Source organism: Rhizobium sp. A37_96, from assembly GCF_053521765.1.
Window position 1 is genome coordinate 18,074 of the sequence record NZ_JBNWDS010000014.1, and the last position, 19,040, is coordinate 37,113.

A 19,040-nucleotide genomic window follows, 5' to 3' on the forward strand; every position below is an offset into this window, starting at 1 on the left:
ATCACCGAGGCTGCGCCCTTTGCCGCCATGCTGCCGGGGATGATGGCCGCTCGGCCCGAGTGGACGCCGAAAAAATGACAGATACTTGAGGAGGAAGCGATGACTATAGCGAAGACGATTTATGTGGCGGGCTCCATCGATACGAAGGGCGACGAGCTGCGCTATGTGGCGGATCTGATCAGAGCGCAGGGGTTGCCCGCGATCCTGGTCGATCTTTCCACGGCCAGACCGTCGGATGACGCCGATGTCGATGCGAAGACTGTCGCGGGTTTCCATCCCGGCGGCGCGGGCGCGGTCTTCACCGGGGACCGCGGTTCCGCGGTTTCCGCCATGGGGCTGGCGTTCGAGCGCTTCATCCTGTCGCGCGCCGATGTCGGCGGCGTGATCGGCCTCGGCGGCTCCGGAGGCACCGCGATGGTCACGCAGGCCATGCGCGTTCTGCCGGTGGGCACGCCGCGCGTGATGGTCTCGACAGTGGCCGCCGGCAATATCAGCGCCTATGTCGGTCCCAACGATATTGCCATGGTGAATTCGATAACCGACATAGCCGGGCTCAACCGCATCTCGCGGACGGTGCTGTCGAATGCCGCCAACTCGATTGCGGGGATGGTCCGCAACCGGCGGGAAGCCGAGCAGGACGACAGGCCGGCGCTGGGTCTCACCATGTTCGGCGTCACCACGCCTTGCGTTTCCCAGGTCGTCGAGCAGCTGCGCGACCGCTTCGAATGCCTGGTATTTCACGCCACCGGCATCGGCGGCCAGTCGATGGAAAAGCTTGCCTCCTCCGGCTATCTGGCCGGCGTCCTGGATATCACGACGACGGAAGTATGCGATCTCCTGTTCGAAGGCATTCTGCCCGCAACGGAAGACCGTTTCGGTTTCCTCGCGCAGTCGGCGCTGCCCTATGTCGGCTCCTGCGGCGCGCTCGACATGGTCAATTTCGCGGGCATCGACACCGTTCCGCAGAAATACCGTCACCGCAATCTCTATGTGCACAATCCGCAGATCACGCTGATGCGCACCACGGTCGAGGAGAACGTGGCCATGGGAAAATGGATCGGCGAGCGCCTCAACAGAAGCATCGGGCCGGTGCGCTTCCTTCTGCCCTTGGGAGGGGTGTCGCTTCTCGATGCGCCGGGCCAAGCATTTCATGATCCGGAAGCCGATGCGGCCCTGTTCGACGCCATCGAGCATACCGTCCGGCAGACGGACGAGCGCATCGTTCTCCGGGTGCCGCACGCGTTAAATTCACCGGAATTCAGTTCCGAAGTTGTCCGCCACTTCAATGAAATCAGTAGAGGTCGCTAGCATGAAGTTCGAAAGAAGCCAGTTGCTGGACAAGTTTCGCCAGCAGATCAAGGCCGGGATTCCCATTATCGGCGGCGGGGCGGGCACCGGCCTTTCCGCCAAATGCGAGGAAGCCGGCGGGATCGACCTGATCGTCATCTACAACTCAGGCCGATACCGCATGGCCGGGCGGGGGTCGCTTGCCGGCCTGCTCGCCTATGGCAACGCCAACGAAATCGTCATGGACATGGCGCGCGAAGTGCTGCCCGTGGTCAAGCACACGCCGGTTCTCGCAGGCGTGAACGGCACGGATCCGTTCTGTAATTTCGATTACTTCCTCGATGAGCTGAAGGCCGTGGGTTTCGCCGGTATTCAGAACTTTCCGACCGTGGGTCTGATCGATGGCAGGTTCAGAGCCAATCTCGAGGAGACCGGCATGGGCTACGCGCTGGAGGTGGAGGTCGTCCGCCTGGCGCGCGCCAAGGATCTGCTCACCACGCCCTACGTCTTTTCCGTCGACGACGCGCGGGCCATGACGGAGGCCGGGGCCGATATCGTCGTCGCGCATATGGGATTGACGACGGGCGGGTCGATCGGCGCCGATACCGCGCTCACGCTCGAGGCCTGCGTGGACGAGGTCAACGCGATCGCCGCGGCTGTGAGCGGCATCAATCCCGAGGTGATCGTTCTGTGCCATGGCGGTCCGATCGCCGAACCGGAGGATGCCCGCTACATCCTGGAACGGTGCCCGGGCTGCCACGGATTCTATGGTGCCTCCAGCATGGAGCGCCTGCCGGTGGAAAAGGCGCTCGTGGCGCAGACGCAGGCTTTCAAGAATCTCGTCATTCAACGTTAGGAGGGGAACATGGCCAAGGCCTATGCAAGCGCGGTGATCGACGCGCCGATCGAAGCCGTATGGGAGGTCGTGCGCGATTTTAACGGCCTGCCGAACTGGCATCCCGCCATTGCCGGAAGCGAGATCGAAGGCGGGTTGAGCAGCAGCGAGGTCGGCTGCATTCGCTCCTTCCATCTCACGGATGGCGCGCATGTGCGCGAGCGGCTGCTTGCGCTCAGCAACTGCGATCATTCGCTGTCGTACAGTTTCGTGAAGCCCGCATTTCCGGTCAAAAACTACGTGGCAAGCATAAGGCTGCTTCCGATTACCGAAGGCAACCGGACGTTTGCGGAATGGACGGCCACCTTCGACGAGGAGCCGGAAGATGCTGGAAAATATGTGGAAATCGTCTCCTCACATGTTTTCGCTGCCGGCTGGAAAGCGCTTAAATCGAAGCTCAACGAATAAGCAGGCGTGGTGGACGTACCGCTGCCGGCACCCCCGCTATTCGCGATTGTGAATGAAGGCGGGATGGAAGTCCCGCCTGAATGGCCTTGGCCGAAGGCGCCGGAGCATGTTCTTTCATAATCCCAGATCGGCAAGGGCCTTGCGCATGATGCCGGTGTCAGCATCGATACCGGTCCAGTATCGGATCGCGATGACGCCTTGGTTGACCAGCATCCCAAGTCCGTCGGCGGTGCGGCAGCCCCGTGCTTGCGCTTGCCTGAGGAACGGTGTCAGGGGTGGGTTGGGAATGCCGTCGGCGACCACCATGTTCGCGTGCAAGCTGTCCGGTTCGATGTCCGGCATGGCGTCGATATCCGGAAACAGGCCGATCGACGTGGCGTTGATGACGATATCCGTCTCTTCCGGTATGCGATATCGCCCCACCCAGGGCCGGTAGCGCCCCTTGGCCGGCGTCTGTCCGTCAATTACGGCGGCGACGTCCTCTCCGCGTCCGGCACTGCGGTTGACGACGGTGATGTCGGTCGCGCCCGCCAGGGCCATCTCGACGCCCACCGCCCGGGCCGCCCCGCCTGCTCCGAGCAGCACGACGCGCTTGCCTGCGGGGTCGATGATGTCCCGCAGCGCCGCAACGAAGCCTTTTCCGTCGGTGTTTTCGCCGATCAGGCGGCCATCGCGGCGAACCACGGTATTGACCGCGCCGATGATGCGGGCGGATTCGCCGAGCCCGTCCAGATGCTCGATGACCGCCACCTTGTGGGGCAGCGAGCAATTGAAGCCCATCCAGCCCATGGCGCGGGCGCCGCGCACGGCATCTTCAAGCGCGTGCGGAGCGACCTCGCAATTGATGTAGCGCCAGTCGAGACCATGATGCCGATATGCCGCCTCGATCATGGCGACGGTGGGGTTTTCTGCGGCCGGCATGGCAAAGGAACCGGTCAGCGGCGAAAGAAAATTATGAACCATGGAAAGCTCCCGGGTGGTCAGGCGGCGAGATTGTCGTTGCGCCAGGAAGCGCGCAGGTGATTGCCGACGCGCAGCGCCTGCGCGCAGACGGTGAGTGCCGGGTTGAGTGCTGCCGAAGATGGGAAGAACGAGGCATCGACCACATAAAGATTGGGATGGTCATGGGTGCGGCAGACGGAATCGAGAGCCGATTGCGTCGGATCGACGCCCATGCGCACGGTGCCGCATTGATGGGACGGTGCCTCGATGCCGAAGGAGTGGCGCAGGACCACGGGGAAGATTTGCCGCAGCCGGGCGCGCACATGCTCCACGAAACGGTCATGCGCGGATCGGCCCCCCGGATGATAGGCCACTTCGACCCGATCGCCCGGCAGAAGACAGACGCGGCTTTCGGCTCGCGGCAGGTCCTCGGACATGCACAGCCAATCGACGCTATGGCGCCCGAGGAGATTGGCAAGCGGACGCGGCATCCAGGAGTAGGCGGAGCGGATCATCGGCCCCTGAATGTTGCCGAGCATCTGGATGTTGCCTCGCGCCGCGCCGTCACCCGGCACGCCGTGATAGAAATCGTTGACGGACAGCGTTTTGGGAAATTTCGTGTCGTTCACGCGAAACGGCATGAGACCCATCAACCCGCTCAGGTGATGGTTCATCAGGTAACGGCCGACGACGCCCGAGCTGTTGGCAAGCCCATTGGGATGGGCAGCGTCGGTCGAGCGCAACAGCAGAAGTGCAGAGTTGATCGCGCCGGCGCTAAGGACGAACAGCGGCGCCTCAATGCGCATGATCTCGCCGCCACGCCGCACCTCGACCGCCGCTATGCGCCCGTCCGAGGCAGGAAGGAGCCGCGTCGCCTGCGCCCCAGTCCAGAGCGTGACGTTGGGATGTTTCAGGACTGGCCGGATCAATCGCATCTCACCATCGCCCTTGGCGCCATGGCGACAGACGAAGGCATCGCAGGTGCCGCAGCGCCGACAGCTTCCGCCGGGACCAAAATCCACCGCAGCCGGCATGAAAAAGGGGCGAAGGCCCTGCGTGCGCAGTCTTTCAGCCATATCGGCGATGACCGGCTCGTGCGGAATGGCCGCGTGGGAATAGGGATGGGAGCGAGCGCCTTCCGTCGGATCCTGCCCCGCCTGCCCGCGCACGCCGAACAGGCGCTCCGCCTCGTCGTAAAAAGGTTCGAGATCGTCATAGGAAAAAGGCCAGGACGGGGATGTGCCATCTTCATGCTCCGTTTCGCGAAAATCGGTGTCGCGAAACCGGAACATGGCTGTCCCGTAGAACTTCGTGTGCCCGCCGACATAGTAATACTGGCCGGGGCGGTAGCGGCGACCGGCCTCATCCTGGTATTCCTCTCTGGTCCGGTAGCGCGCCTGGGTGAAAACCGCTTCCGCATCGGCATTTTCCGGTTCGTTCGGCAGGAAGCTGCCCCGTTCCAGGATAAGTATCCTTGCGCCCGTTTCGGCGAGCTGGCGGGCTATCGTGCCGCCGCCGACGCCCGATCCGATAATCACCACATCCGGTCTGATCGCCGCTTCCATCCGTTCCTCCTGTTGCCGGGAAGGGTGACATTACGGATGGCAACGGATTGCGCCATTCCCTCGGGCCGCAAGCTTTTGTATGATTACCGCATTATGGTGCGATAGAAGCGGAGCAATAGGTCAATGCAGCCCTGGTTCGAAACGGTTGCCATTCCGGCGGATCGCTCCTGGCTTCTGTTCGACCGGCAATTGCCCGATTTTCCGTTCAACTGGCATTACCATCCGGAGTTCGAGCTGACCTTGACGGTCGATAGCGGGGGCGTGCGGTTCGTCGGCGATCATGTGGAGCGATACGGCGACGGTGATCTCGTTCTGCTTGGGCCGAACCTGCCGCACGCGTGGCAATCCGAGGCGCTGATCGGCACGGCGCGGCTGCACCGGGCCATCGTTTGCTGGTTCTCGCGCGAATGGATCGATGGCCTCATGGCGTTGATGCCGGAATATGGCAGCCTTGCTGCCCTCACCGCTGCGGCGGGGCGCGGGCTGGAATTCGACGCGGCGACCGTCGCGCGACTGCGGCCGCGAATGCTGGCGCTCGGCACGCTGCCGCCGGCGATGCAGGCGCTGGAATTGCAAGGGATTCTGCTCGACCTCGCTTCGGTTCGCGGGAGGTCGCTGGCCTCGGGAGAGGTTTCGGTGAGCGAGACGCCGCGTGACCGGGAGCGGATGCGACGGGTACTTACCTGGTTGCACGCCCATTACCGCGAACCGCTGCGGCTCGCCCCACTCTGCGCCATCGCGCATTTGACGGATAGCCAGTTGCAGCGTGTGTTCAAGCGCAGCACCCGCATGTCGATCAGCCAATATGTGACGCAATTGCGGATAGGCGAGGCTTGCCAGATGCTGGTGCAGACCGATCTCCCGATGAACCATGTCGCCGTCGAATGCGGCTTTTCCGATACGGCGCATTTCGCCCGTCAGTTTCGCGCCGCCAAGGGCCTGCCGCCGACGCATTATCGACAGAGCTTCAAGATCTCCGCAACGCGCGCCTAACCCGGATTGTCCGAAACCGTCGCGGAGGATGGCCCAATCCGCATGCCATCCCGGGCGTCTGTCAGCCGGCAACGTCGTCGAGCGATGGAGCATGCGCTTCAGGGCAGCCTCGCCCGGCGATTTCCATGATGCCGCCGGCATGACTGTGGCGGCAAGACGCATGCAGCTCCTCTTGCCTGCCGTTGCTGCCCGCCACTGACCGGATCGGCGGCGGGCGAGATGCCAGGGCGTCGGCTTCAGCGCATCGCCTGGCCGTCTCCGTCGAATCGGTGAAGCTTCTCTTCCGGAAAGACCATGGAGATCTCCTGGCCCGCCGCTACCATGAGGTCACCGCCGCCGCGGACGATGACGTGGCCGGCATCCGGTAGGTCGACTCTCAAAAAAGTGTCGCTGCCGAGATGTTCGGCAAAGGCCACGGTGCCGCTGATCCCGGTTCCGGGGGCGGATATTTGGATATGTTCCGGCCGGATGCCCAGCGTCGCGGCGCCATGGGCCTCTGCATGACGACCGGTGAGGAAGTTCATGGCCGGCGAGCCTATAAAGCCGGCCACGAAGAGATTGGCGGGTGACTTGTAGAGCTCCAGCGGCGTGCCGACCTGTTCGATCCGGCCCTGGTTGAGCACGACGATCTGGTCCGCCATGGTCATGGCCTCGGTCTGGTCGTGCGTGACATAGATCGTCGTCGTCTTCAGCCGGTCGTGCAGATCGCGGATCTCCGCGCGCATCTGCACGCGCAGCTTGGCGTCGAGATTGGAGAGCGGTTCGTCGAACAGGAAGACTTTGGGATCGCGCACGATCGCGCGACCCATGGCGACACGCTGGCGTTGTCCGCCGGACAGCGCTGCCGGCTTGCGGGCGAGATAGGGTGTCAGCGCCAGTATGCCGGAGGCATGGTCGATGCGCTTGCCGATTTCCTCCTTGTCCCGCCGCATCAGCCGCAGCGCAAAACTCATATTGTCGGCGACCGTCATGTGCGGATAGAGCGCGTAATTCTGGAAAACCATGGCGATGTCGCGCTCGCGCGGGGCCAGGTCGTTGACCACGCGGCCGTCGATGTTCATTTCGCCGCCGGAAATCGTCTCCAGGCCGGCGATCATACGCAGAAGCGTCGACTTTCCGCAGCCGGACGGACCGACGAGCACGACGAATTTCCCATCCTCGATCTCGACGCTGAGATTGTGCAGGACCTGCAAACCTCCGTATTGCTTCGAGACATTGTCAATGACCACACGCGCCATCAGTACCTCCCTTGACACAAAAACAAAGTGATTTAATATAAATATTGCCTGCTCGATCGCTCGTCGTCAACGGGCGGCACGGCAACAAATTTGGGAGGGAATTATGAACTATCTGACGCGCCGCGTTGTCGCGGTCGCCGCGGCTGCCATGGTCGCTTTTCCGGTTTTCGCAGAGGATCTCGTCACCAATGAGCGCGCCGGCAAGGCAGATGCGCCCAACAAGTTGGTCCTGGCGTTGCCGGCTTGGGAGAGCCCGTCATTCTCGGCCGTGCCGGCCTGGGCCGACGGCTACAAGAAGCTTTATGGCGATTTCATTTCCAAGCATCCGGATTGGCAGATCGATTTTCAATACCAGAGCGACGACACCGGTCAGGTGGCAGCCCGCCTGCTGGAGCAGGCCAAGGCCGGCAATGCGCCCGATTGCTCGGCGATCGACAGCTTCGTGCTGCAGCAGTTCATCGACAATAAGGTGCTGAAGCCGATGACGCCCTATTTCACCAAGGAGCAGGTCGCGGATCTCTTTCCCTTCATCCGCGACGTCGTCGTCGCCAAGGACGACCAGCTCTATGCCTGGTGGTGGGCGACCGACATCCGCGTCTTGTGGCGCAACACCGATATCGTGCCTGCTGCGCCAAAGACCTGGGCCGACTTGAAGAAAGCCGCGCTCGCGTCGAAGGAAAAAGGCATGGAGGGCGTGCTGTTCAATGCGGGCCGCTGGGAAGGCACGACTTTCGACTGGCTGGCGAATTTCTGGTCGCAGGGCGGCAAGCTTGTCGATGCCGACGCCAAGCCGATCTTCGGCGAAGGCGACAATCGCGCCAAGATGATCAAGGCGGTCGACTACTACAAGGATCTCGTCGATTCCGGCGCCGCACCGAAGCGCGTGCTCAACATCAAAGCTTATGACGACATCAACGCCGCTGCCGCCGCCGGCACCACCGCCCTGTTCGTCGGCGGCAACTTCCAATACGGTCAGCTGAAGAACGCGCTGGAGCCCGACGATTTCGCCAAATGGCAGCCGTCGCCGCTTCCCGGTCCGACGGAATCGCAGCATTCGGCCGGCACGGGCGGCTGGGCTTTCGGCTCCTTCAGCAATGATCCGAAGAAGGTCGAGTTCTGCGCCGATCTCGTCAAGGAAATCTACAACGGCCCGGCCAACGCCTTGCAGGATCAGTTGCCGACCCAGCGTTCGCTGTTCGACAAATACGATCAGTTCAAGACGCCGATCGACAAGGGTTTCGCGGCAGCTTTGGAAAACGGCAACGCACGTCCCGGCGTCGCGATCTATCCGGAAATCTCCAACCAGATCCAGATCATGATGGGCGACGTGCTTTCCGGCACCAAGTCCACCGAGGAAGCGGTCGATGCCGCCTACAAGGCCTCGCTCGCCGCCTATTCCAGCAAATAACGGGCTTCGGCGGGCTTTCCCGCCGCGGATATGGCAACTTTCCGCCCTGGGGCATGGGCGCGGTTTCGGTGTGGACCGGCCGCGTTTCATGCCGGGAGGGCAGGCACGGAACGATTTTTATGACCGTTGCAGCATTCAGCAGTTCTTCAGGCCGGACGCGGACCGCCAGCAGGCCGTTCTCCGGCTCGGCCTGGCCTTGGCTCTTGCCGGCGATCCTCGTATTGGGATTGTTCTATCTCTATCCGATCCTCGACGCCTTCCGGCTGGCCTTTACCAACCAGACGCTGCTCGGCAGCGACGGCGGTTATTCGCTCGACAAGATGCGGCAGATCCTCGGCAATCCGGCCTTGCCGCTGACATTGTGGATCACCTTTGTCTTCACCCTCGGCAGCGTCGTCGGCCAGCAACTGCTCGGCCTGTTCATCGCGCTGGTGGTCATTCGCGCCGAGAAGCGGCGCCTGTTCGGGGCAACGCTGCTGCGCACCGCGGTCATGGTCGCCTGGGTGGTGCCGGGCATTGCCGGCGGCATCGTCTGGCAGATGCTGTTCAGCGAAGCGCCGTTCGGGGCGATCAATGGCTTGCTGCGCCTTGCCGGTATTGCGCCGGTCGCCTGGCTTTCCGATCCGGCCAACGCCATCTGGTCGGTTGTGATCTCCAATATCTGGCGCGGTACGGCCTTCTCGATGATCGTGATGTACGCGGCGCTGAAGACCATCGATCCCGTCCTGTTCGAGGCCGCAGCCGTCGACGGCGCCAATCCCTTGCAGCGCTTCTGGTACGTCACCCTGCCGCAATTGCGCACGGCGATCCTGGTCAACATGGTGATCATCACCATCCAGACCCTGAACACCTTCGACGCCATTCTATCCTTGACCGGCGGCGGACCGGGCAGGGCGACGGAGGTGCTCTCGCTCTTCACCTACAACCTCGTCTTCCGCAACTTCGATCTTGCCGGCGGTAGCGTGCTGTCGGTGCTGATGCTGGCGATCAGCCTGGTATTGGCGATGGTCTATGCCCGCTTTCTGCCAAGGGAGGCCGCCGAATGAATGCAAGGATCAATGCCCGGATGGCGGAACGCATCGGCGATGTTTTCAGCTATATCTTCATGCTGGTCGTTTTCGCCTTCTTTGCCGGACCGCTGCTGTGGCTGCTGTCTCTGGCGCTGCGCAGCCGTCGCGAGATCTATCTCGGAGTCGCCCGCTTCATTCCGAAGAACCCGACGCTCGACAATTTCTACGCCGTTCTGACCAACGCTTCGTTCGCGGGTTACCTTTGGAATGCTCTGCTGCTTTCATGCCTTTCCGCCCTCGGCGTGCTGGTCGTGTCCCTGCCGGCGGCCTACGCCTTTTCGCGGCTGCAAATGCGCGGAAAACCGATCTGGATGCTGGCGATCCTGGCTTTCCAGATGGTCTCGCCGCTGGTGATCATGGTGCCGCTTTACCGCTATATGAGCTCGCTCGGCCTTATCAACAGCCTGTTCGGCGTGGTCATGGTCTATGTGGCCCTCGGCGTACCCCTGGCCGTATGGCTGCTGAAAGGCTTCGTCGACGGTATTCCGAAAAGCCTGGACGAGGCGGCGATGATCGATGGATGCACGCCGTTCTCCGCCTTCTGGCGCATCATCGTGCCCCTGTCGTCGCCGGGTGTCGCCTCGGTGTTTATCATCACCGTCATCGCCGGTTGGTCGCAATTCCTGGTGCCGTTCCTGTTGATCACCCAGGACAACATGACGCCGGTCGCCGTGGGCATCTTCAATTATGCCGGCTCGAGCAATGACAGCTCGATCCAGTTGCTGGCCGCCGCCTGCCTGATCTCCGTCGTGCCGGCCATCATCGCCTTTCTCGCTCTGCAACGCCTTATTCTGGAAGCCATGACCGCCGGCGCGGTCAAGGGCTGACGTCAAAACCCGACAGGACATGCCATGCATCTTACTATCGCCCAACGCCTCGACCGTCTGAAGGTCAGAACCGCCGAAATCAGCCATTGGCGCGAACGCGCCACGTTCTCGATCGATGGCTGGACCTTCGACGGTCAGGAAATCGCCATCGGACAGGCCTGGCCACACCGCAAGGGCATCGTGCATTTTGCTGCCAAGGCCCATCTGCCTGATGGCTGGCCCCTGGAGGAGAGCCGCCTGCAGCTCGATCTTGGTGGCGAAAGTCTGGTCACTCTCACTTTCGAGGGCGGCATGCGCGAGAGCTTCGGCCTCGACCCCTTCCATCAGGAATTCCCGCTGGCAGGCCGCGAGATCGCCATCGCCACCGACAGCGTCGCCCGGTTTCCCTTCGGCGAACCGAACCGCGAACCGAAGCTCATCCGGGCCCGGCTTGCCTGGCTGGATATACCCGTCCATCGCCTGAACCTGTTGCTCAGGCAGGTCGTCGAGGCCATCGAGGCGCTGGGTGAACACGACGTCGTCGCCCATATGCTTGACGCGGCCGAAGACACATTGCGCAGTCTTGACTGGCCCTCCGCCACGGAGCCGTATGTTGCGCGCACGGCGAATGCCGAATGGCAGCAGAAGATCTGGGAACTGCCGGAGATGATCGACAATCCGGCGGCGTTGTCGGACGAGGAACGCGCCACGGCCGTCGCGGCTTACGACGCCCTGCTCGATCGCCTGCGGACCCTGCAGGCACGCTACCCCCAAAACGGCGAACTGTTGCTGACGGGCCATGCCCATATCGATCTTGCCTGGTTGTGGCCCTACGGCGAGACCCGCCGCAAGATGCGCCGGACCTTCCATACTGCGCTGTCGCTGATGGAGCGTTCGGATGATTTCCGCTTCAACCAGTCGACCGCCCATTATTACGCGCAGATCGAGGCTGATGATCCCGCGCTGTTCGAGCGCGTCAAGGCGCAGGTCGCAGTCGGCAAATGGGAAACCATTGGCGGCATGTGGGTGGAGCCCGACACGATCATGCCGACCGGCGAGAGCCTGGTGCGGCAGATTCTCTATGGCCAGCGCTATTTCGAAAAGACCTTCGGCGTGCGTCACACCGTCTGCTGGCTGCCGGATTGCTTCGGCTTCGCCGGTGCCTTGCCGCAACTCCTGCGCCAGGGCGGCATCGACAGCTTCTTCACGACCAAGGTCAATTGGAGCGAAACCAACAAGTTCCCCTATGACCTCTTCTGGTGGGAAGGGCTCGACGGCAGCCGTGTGCTGGCCCATGCGTTCGACAATCCCATGCTCGGCTATAACGGCTTCGTGCAGCCGGATTGCTTCATGCCGACCTGGAAGAATTTCCGCCAGAAGGTCGAGCACGATACGTCGCTTCTGGCGGTGGGCTACGGCGACGGCGGCGGCGGCGTCACGCCAGAAATGGTCGAGCGGGAAGTGCAGCTTCGCGATTTTCCCGCCATTCCGAAGGCGCGTTGGGGCACGGTCGAGAATTTCTTTGCCGGTGCTCACAGGGTCGCCGAAAAAAAGCGTCTGCCAGCCTGGTCGGGTGAGATCTATCTTGAGCTGCACCGGGCGACGCTGACCACGCAGAGCGGCGTCAAGCGGCTGCACCGCAAGGCCGAGAGAGCGTTGATAACAGCCGAAATCCTGGCCTCCGTCGCCTATATGGCGGGCGCGGCGGCAAAGCCTCAAAGTCTGGAGACGGACTGGCGCGTGACCCTGAAGAACGAGTTTCACGATATTTTGCCGGGCTCGGGCATCCGCGAGGTCTACGAGGACGCCGATCGCGAACTCTCCGAGGTTATCGGCCATGCAGAGGCCTCTCAGGCGGCGGCGATGGCAGCCATCGTCGGCCATCTGCCGAAAGGCGGCATCGCCGATGCCGTGGTGGTCGCCAATCCGTCGCTCGATGTGCGGTCGTTGCGTGCCGTGCTGGACGACGGCACGGTGCTGGCGACGGGCGACGTGGTGGCGCCCCTGTCCGTTCAGGTATTCGATCGCTCGGCGCTCACACCCGCAGGCGTCCTGCGCGCGGATGTGAACCGGCTGGAGAATGACCATATTGCCGTTGTCGTAGGCTCCGACGGCCTGATATCGAGCATGGTGCACAAGGCGACCGGCCGCGAGGCGCTGGCCGAAGCCGCCAACCAGCTCTGGGTCTACCCGGCCGACAAGCCGCGCAACTGGGACGCCTGGGACGTCGATGCCGATTATGCGGAAAAGGGCATCCGTCTCGACAGGCCCGAAAGCATCGAGCTGGCCGAGAACGGGCGGCATCGCGCTGCGATCAAGGTCGTCCACCGCTACCGCGACTCGACGATCACGCAGTTCTACGTGCTGACCGCCAATGCCAAGCGCCTGGATATCGAAACCCATATCGACTGGCACGAGCGGCGCGCATTGCTGCGGTCGCTCAATCCGGTGGCGGTCCGGGCTCGAACGGCAGCCTTCGAATGCGCTTACGGGATTGTCGACCGGCCGACGCATACCAACACCTCCTGGGATGCCGCGATGTTCGAAGCAGTCGCCCATCGTTTCGTCGATCTCAGCGAACCGGACTTCGGCGTTGCCTTGCTCAATGACGCGAAATACGGCCATAGCGCCCGGGGCAACGTGCTCGGCATCAGTCTTGTGCGCGGGCCGATCTATCCCGATCCCCTGGCCGACGAGGGGGAACAGCGCTTCACCTATTCGTTGCTGCCGCATGAGGGCGAATGGCATTCCGGCGGCGTGCGCGAGGAAGCGGACGATCTCAATCAGCCGCTGATAGCCGTCAGTGCCGCCGGGTTGGCCGCCACCTCCCTCGCGCCGCTGTCGGTAAGCGGGGTCCCTGTCGCGCTTTCCGCCCTGAAGCCGGCCGAGGATAGCGATGGCCTGATCCTGCGTGTTTACGAGCCGGCAGGGCGCCGGGGCGGACTGGAAATCGCACCGGCCGGCAGCTGGCGCGTTGGCCAGGGCGTCACCCTGATGGAAGAGCCTGACCAACGGAGCGGCGGCCGGGACATCACGCCGTTCGAGGTCAGAAGCTGGAGGATCGAGCGGACGTGACAGTTGCGCAGCATTGACGGATGACGGTAGAAGGAGGGGAGATATCAAGTTCTGGACAGATGAACGCTGAAGCCAAATATGCGAGCGCTACCGACCTTGCCGGATCCAATGGCGAGCAGGCAGCGCTCCACAACAGGGGTGTGGTGCTGCGCGCCATTCATCGCGGCGCGCCGATCTCCCGCACGGAGATCGCGCGTCAGTCCGGGCTGACCAAGCAGGCCATCGCCCGCATCGCCGAAAAGCTGATCGACGACGGGCTGGTGGTGGAGGCTCGCCGGCGGCACGGCCTGCGCGGCCAGCCGGCGATCGAGTTGGAAATCAACCCCTCGGGCTGCTTTTCCGTCGGGGCCAATATCGATCGTGATCATCTGACGATCGTCGCCATGGACGCGACCGGGGCTGTGCGCGGTCGTGTCCATCACGAAAGCCGCTTCCTGATGCCGGAGGAATTCATCCGGCTGATGCGTGACGCGCTGCAGGGCTTTCGACAAAAGAAGATCATCGACGAGACGCGCTTCGCCGGGATCGGCATTGCCATTCCCGACTGGCTGGGCGAGGTGCCGGTCATCGGATTTCCCCCAGCCTATCATGCCTGGACGGATTTCGATATTCCGGCTGCGCTTGCCAAGTTGACGCCACATCCCGTTTTCATCGACAACGACGCCAATGCGGCGGCGGCCGGCGAGCTGCAATTCGGTCTCGGTCGCGAAAGTCGAACCTTCTTCTATATCCTCGCAAGCGCCTGTCTGGGCGGCGGCCTCGTTCTTGACGGCCAGCAGCACCGCGGCGTCGCCAAGATGGGCGGCGAAATCGGCTGGCTGCCAACCGGCACGGATCCGGGCGGTTTCGGCGGCGGAGTCCAGCCGCTCGGCAAGATCGTGTCGCTGTTCATCCTCTACGACTTCCTGCGCCAGCACGGTATCGAGGCATCGGAGCCGAAACATTTGCTGGCGCTCGACAGCAGGGGCAAGGCGCTGCTGTCGCAATGGTTGAGGCAGGTGAGCGTTCATGTCGCCGAAGCAGTCACGCATGTCGGCCTTATCATCGATCCCGACGCCATCCTGATCGGCGGCCGCCTGCCGGTGCGGCTCATCGATGAATTGCTGCTCTATGTCCATGAGCAATTGGAGCGCTCGGGCGCCGATTATCCGCCGGTGCATCGCGCGGCGGCGTCCGAGGATGCGGCAGCCCTTGGCGCTGCCGCCATGCCGCTTGCCCATGCGCTGATGCTGCGGACCGCCGATGCCGCCTGATCGTGCCCCTCCAGCTCCCGGCCTTGGCCACGCGCAGATCGCCGACCATAATTCGCGGACGATCCTCGAGGCGCTTCGTCGCAACGGACCCATGACGCGGCTGGAGCTGGCGGCTTTGACCGGGCTAACCGCTCCCGGCGTGACCAATGTCCTGCGCCGTCATTTGGCGGAAGGATTGATCGTCGAGGGCCAGCGCCGGACGCAGAACGCCCAGGTTCCCTCCGCCGAATATGCGTTGCGACCGGACGGTGCCTTCGCGATCGGCCTCAGGCTGCGGCGAGACAGGGTTTCCGGCATGTTGGTCGATCTGGACGGCCGGATCCGTAGCCGCGCCAGCGTACCCCGTACCAATGCGGATGAAACCGCCATTGCCGCGGCGTTCGAAGAGCTGCACGCCGCAGCCGGCCCTTCCGCCAATCTCGTCGGCATCGGCCTGGCATTGGATGATTATGGCGCCGACGACGCGCAAAAGGTGCGGCAGGTGTTTCCCGACCGCCTCGTCGTGGCTGAACTCGATACGCTGGCGGCGGTGCTTGCGGAACGCACGGTCGGCGCCGGTATACCGGAAGCCGGCATGGTGATGGTGCTGCTCGAGGAGCGTATCCGCTCGGGACTGTTCCTGCATTCCATTCCCTTTGCCGGCGCCCGCGGCCGTGCCGGGCGAATCGGCGGCATGCTGACCGGGCCTGACCGCCTCCAGCTCGACCGGGTTTGCTCCGCGGATGCTTACATGGCTGCCGTGGAAAATCCCGACGGCGGTTCTGCCGAGGCGACGGCCGCCGCCTGGATCAAGAAGGCGGCGGTCCACCTGTTCGACGCGCTTATGGCGATCGCCGGGTTCGTTGCGCCCGGCAAGATCGTGCTTGACGGCGATCTGCCGAGCGATGTCATCGATGCCCTGATCGTGGCCATGCGGTGCGTTGCGGCAAGCCAGCGTCCGGAAAGCCCGCCTCCGCCGCTGCCGCCGGTGACGCCGGCTACCTTCGTGGGCGACAGCGTTCTTCTCGGAGCTGCCCTGCTGCCATTTTTCGACGTTCTCCTGCCCAAGCGTTCCGTCGCTGAATGAAGAGCCGTGCCGATGGTATCGGACCATCAGCCAGGCTTGTCGCCGTCCTCCTGCGGATTGACGCAGCTTGATCGAGTGATACGAAACCTGGACCCACGCAGCCGAGGTGAATTGGCATCTCCTGCATCCTCTTGTATCCATGGAACCGTGGGTAGGCAGGTTTTCAGGCGGATAGTAAAATGCTGGACAAAGTGACGAAAGATGATCGCGTGCTTATCCTTTCGCCCCATCTCGATGACGCCGTGCTCAGTGCCGGCGGCTTCATGGATCGGGCGGTGAAGAGCGGCATCTACGTTGTTGCGGCAACGATTTTTACAGCCGACATGGACGTCGAAGGAGAACCGTCGCCGCTGGTTCGTGAACTGCATGAATGGTGGGGGCTGGGTGACAATCCATACGAGGTGCGTCGCAAGGAGGATGTTGCCTCGATCGCATATCTGGGCGCCGAATATATCCATGGCGGCATGTCGGATTCCATCTATCGCAGGGACAGCAGCGGCATGCCCCTCTATGCCACCCGGGAGGCGGTATTCTCTCCTCCTTCCGATAGGGATCCGGCGTGGAATCCGCTGAAGGACCTGCTTTCGCAATGGCTCGACGCGGTGCGTCCAACCATTGTTCTCAGTCCGATGGCGGTGGGCCGTCACCTTGACCATGTCGTCACCACGGAGACATTCCGGACATGCTGCGGGCGACGGGATGTCGATATCTATCTCTACGAAGATATTCCCTACTCGGCCGGGTTCTTCCCGCCAAACTACCCCGACAACGTGCCTGCGGCGATCAAGCGGACGAACTGGAAAATAAAAGGACATGTGGACGTGGAGGTCGATTTTGACCGCAAGTTCGGGGCGATCATGAAATACGGATCCCAGATCGCCGAGATCTTTCCCGGCCGCGATGCCGAAAAGGAACTCAGAGAGTACATGCGCGCAGTTTCGGGACGTGGCTTCAACGAGCGCTTCTGGCACGTCGACGCCGGATTGGATTGATCCCCGCCGCCATCGGCTTCCTGCCTTCGCCCGATGACGGTCCGTAATCGCCCGCGTTCGTCGTCCGTCTCAAGGGCGCCGACGACTATCCATCGCACCGTGGATAGAGCGAAAGAGAGAGGGTTCCACGGAACCGGACAGGGTTTTGTCGTGGCGATTCCCGGCAATCGAACCGCCTTTTATCCCGCTGCATGGCGTCGAGCGCTGCCCGTCCGCATTCCCGGGCTTCTGCCTTTTGCCTCATCTCGATCATGGAACGGATTTCTGTCTTCCCGTGCATAAAAGTATCAGCATACCTTTAGTCTAGTAAAATTATAGACAATATTTGTGACCGTTCGGCTTGTGCAATCGCCTCTCGCATTCCGGAGTATGCGACCAAGCGGCAGCGATAAAATCAGGGACGGGATATGAAAAGAAACTATTCGTTTAAGGATAATGGCAAGCGGGGCGTCATCGGTATCGCCCTCGCGTTTTCTCTTTTGACGTCATTCGCCGCGTCGGCAAGCGCCGCATCCGATCCGTCAAAGCCGGTCGATGGCGGCATTCTCACGGTGGGATTGGCAACCGATACGGCGATCATCGATCCGTCGATCACGGGAAGTTCGATCACAGCCGTCATCACCCGCAATATCGTCGATTCCCTTGTCGGACAGGCCGAAGACAACAGTTTCACGCCATGGCTTGCCGAACGCTGGGAGATCAGCAACGACAACACGATTTACACCTTTCACCTGCGTCAGGGGGTGACGTTCAGCGATGGAACGCCGCTCGATGCGGCTGCCGTCAAATATAATTTCGATCGCATTCTCGATCCGAAGACGACCTCCAGCTACGCAAAGTCGCTGCTTGGCCCTGTCGACAAGATCGAGGCTCCGGATAGCCATACGCTTGTCATCCGCTATCGGCAGTCCTTCGCGCCATTGCTGCAGGGACTGAGCCTCCCCTATCTCGGCATCCAGTCGCCGGCCTACCTGCAAAAGGCACAGAGCACCACGAATACGGTAATCGGCTCCGGTCCCTACGTGCTCGACAATTTTACCAAGGGAAGCGGCAGCAAGCTCAAGCGCCGTGCCGATTACAATTGGGGTCCCGGTTATGCCAAGCATAAGGGGGCGGCCCATTTCGACCAGATCGTCTTCAAATATCTTCCCGAGGCTTCCGTGCGCCTGGGCGCGCTGTCGAGCGGGCAGGTGCAGGCAATCGACGCCGTGCCGCCGGCAAACTACCGTTCCGTTCAAGGCAACGGCAAGCTGCAGGTGGTGACGAAGGAAAATCCCGGCGTCAACAGCTCCTATTTCCTCAACACGTCGAAGGGCCCGTTTCAGGATCTGAAGGTCCGTCAGGCCTTTCAAAGTGCGGTCGATGTGGCCGCAGCGGTGAAGGCGGCCTATTTCGGCACGTTGAAACCGGCAGACAACATCCTTGGCCCGTCGACGCTCTACTACGATCGCAATATCTCAAAAAAGTGGGGCTTCGATCTGGCCAGGGCGAACCGCCTGCTGGATGAAGCCGGCTGGTCGCAGAAGGATGCCGACGGGATCCGCAAGAAGGATGGCGCGCGGCTGACCCTGCACTATGTCTTCGACAGCACCTCGACCGCGGCATCGGACCTGACGCTTGCGCAGGCCGTGCAGTACCAGGTGAAGCAGGCGGGCTTCGACCTTCAGCTTGATCCGGTCGATGCCGGCGGATGGACTGCCCGCACCAACGCCAACGACTACGATCTCGTTTCCTTCTACTACGTTCGCGCCGAGCCCGACATCCTGCGTACCGTGTTTCATTCGGCCTATATCCCGCCCAACGGTCAGGATGTGTCCCGGATCAAAAGCCTGGACGAAAAGCTGAACACGGCGATCGGAGCATCGGACGCAGAACGCAAGCGCCTTTATCAGGAAGTGCAGGCGGAAATCATCGAGCAGGCCTATGCCGTGCCGCTCTTCGTCGCGGCCTATCAGCTCGGCGCATCCAAGAAGCTGGCTGGCATTTCCTGGGCGACCAACGCGAAACCGAACTTCTATGACGCATGGTTGGATCAGTAAAAT

Annotated in this window: 15 protein-coding genes; 12 read left to right on the top strand and 3 right to left on the bottom strand. The window is 62.3% G+C overall.

Annotated features, from left to right (window positions below; genetic code table 11):
• The first annotated feature begins 99 nt into the window (after window positions 1-99).
• Genes ACQZ6J_RS26550 through ACQZ6J_RS26560 form a run of 3 tightly spaced genes read left to right on the top strand, consistent with a single transcriptional unit; the run spans window position 100 to window position 2,590 of the window.
• The gene (locus ACQZ6J_RS26550; RefSeq protein ID WP_449086316.1) at window positions 100-1,308 is read left to right on the top strand and encodes a Tm-1-like ATP-binding domain-containing protein; all 1,209 of its coding nucleotides are present in this window, start codon (window positions 100-102) and stop codon (window positions 1,306-1,308) included.
• Between the two features lies 1 nt (window position 1,309).
• Entirely contained in the window at window positions 1,310-2,143 is an 834-nt protein-coding gene (locus ACQZ6J_RS26555; protein ID WP_449086317.1) for a phosphoenolpyruvate hydrolase family protein, read from the top strand.
• 9 nt (window positions 2,144-2,152) lie between these two features.
• Window positions 2,153-2,590, top strand: coding sequence for an SRPBCC family protein (locus ACQZ6J_RS26560; RefSeq protein ID WP_449086318.1), 438 nt, complete (start codon window positions 2,153-2,155; stop codon window positions 2,588-2,590).
• Window positions 2,591-2,704: 114 nt separating this feature from the next.
• Here ACQZ6J_RS26560 and aroE read toward each other — a convergent pair whose 3' ends face one another.
• Together aroE and ACQZ6J_RS26570 are read right to left on the bottom strand one after the other, a co-directional pair.
• Window positions 2,705-3,553, bottom strand: a complete 849-nt coding sequence (gene aroE / locus ACQZ6J_RS26565) for a shikimate dehydrogenase (protein WP_449086319.1) — start codon at window positions 3,551-3,553, stop codon at window positions 2,705-2,707.
• A 17-nt stretch (window positions 3,554-3,570) separates the two neighbouring features.
• Complete coding sequence (locus ACQZ6J_RS26570; protein ID WP_449086320.1) at window positions 3,571-5,097, bottom strand: GMC oxidoreductase; 1,527 nt, start codon at window positions 5,095-5,097, stop codon at window positions 3,571-3,573.
• 123 nt (window positions 5,098-5,220) lie between these two features.
• Between ACQZ6J_RS26570 and ACQZ6J_RS26575 the strand changes: the two genes are divergently transcribed.
• Window positions 5,221-6,090 (top strand): helix-turn-helix domain-containing protein, encoded by an 870-nt coding sequence (locus tag ACQZ6J_RS26575; RefSeq protein WP_449086321.1) that lies wholly within the window; start codon window positions 5,221-5,223, stop codon window positions 6,088-6,090.
• A gap of 236 nt (window positions 6,091-6,326) precedes the next feature.
• Here the strand turns inward: ACQZ6J_RS26575 and ACQZ6J_RS26580 are convergent, their stop codons facing one another.
• Window positions 6,327-7,328, bottom strand: coding sequence for an ABC transporter ATP-binding protein (locus tag ACQZ6J_RS26580; protein ID WP_449086322.1), 1,002 nt, complete (start codon window positions 7,326-7,328; stop codon window positions 6,327-6,329).
• Window positions 7,329-7,431: 103 nt separating this feature from the next.
• Between ACQZ6J_RS26580 and ACQZ6J_RS26585 the strand changes: the two genes are divergently transcribed.
• The 8 genes from ACQZ6J_RS26585 (at window position 7,432) to ACQZ6J_RS26620 (ending at window position 19,037) form a co-directional block, all read left to right on the top strand.
• A complete protein-coding gene (locus ACQZ6J_RS26585; protein ID WP_449086323.1) occupies window positions 7,432-8,736 on the top strand; it encodes an ABC transporter substrate-binding protein in 1,305 nt (434 codons plus the stop codon).
• 119 nt (window positions 8,737-8,855) lie between these two features.
• Window positions 8,856-9,782 carry a carbohydrate ABC transporter permease gene (locus ACQZ6J_RS26590; RefSeq protein ID WP_449086324.1) on the top strand — a complete coding sequence of 309 codons (927 nt, stop codon included), beginning with the start codon at window positions 8,856-8,858 and terminating at the stop codon, window positions 9,780-9,782.
• Entirely contained in the window at window positions 9,779-10,633 is an 855-nt protein-coding gene (locus tag ACQZ6J_RS26595; protein ID WP_449086325.1) for a carbohydrate ABC transporter permease, read from the top strand. The genes ACQZ6J_RS26590 and ACQZ6J_RS26595 overlap by 4 nt, the downstream gene beginning before the upstream one ends.
• Before the next feature lie 24 nt (window positions 10,634-10,657).
• A complete protein-coding gene (locus tag ACQZ6J_RS26600; protein WP_449086326.1) occupies window positions 10,658-13,687 on the top strand; it encodes an alpha-mannosidase in 3,030 nt (1,009 codons plus the stop codon).
• 59 nt (window positions 13,688-13,746) lie between these two features.
• A complete protein-coding gene (locus ACQZ6J_RS26605; RefSeq protein WP_449086327.1) occupies window positions 13,747-14,940 on the top strand; it encodes an ROK family transcriptional regulator in 1,194 nt (397 codons plus the stop codon).
• Complete coding sequence (locus ACQZ6J_RS26610; RefSeq protein ID WP_163988208.1) at window positions 14,930-16,006, top strand: ROK family transcriptional regulator; 1,077 nt, start codon at window positions 14,930-14,932, stop codon at window positions 16,004-16,006. The genes ACQZ6J_RS26605 and ACQZ6J_RS26610 overlap by 11 nt, the downstream gene beginning before the upstream one ends.
• A gap of 179 nt (window positions 16,007-16,185) precedes the next feature.
• Entirely contained in the window at window positions 16,186-16,998 is an 813-nt protein-coding gene (locus ACQZ6J_RS26615) for a PIG-L deacetylase family protein (RefSeq protein WP_449086328.1), read from the top strand.
• Window positions 16,999-17,405: 407 nt separating this feature from the next.
• Complete coding sequence (locus ACQZ6J_RS26620; RefSeq protein ID WP_449086329.1) at window positions 17,406-19,037, top strand: ABC transporter substrate-binding protein; 1,632 nt, start codon at window positions 17,406-17,408, stop codon at window positions 19,035-19,037.
• Window positions 19,038-19,040 lie beyond the last annotated feature (3 nt).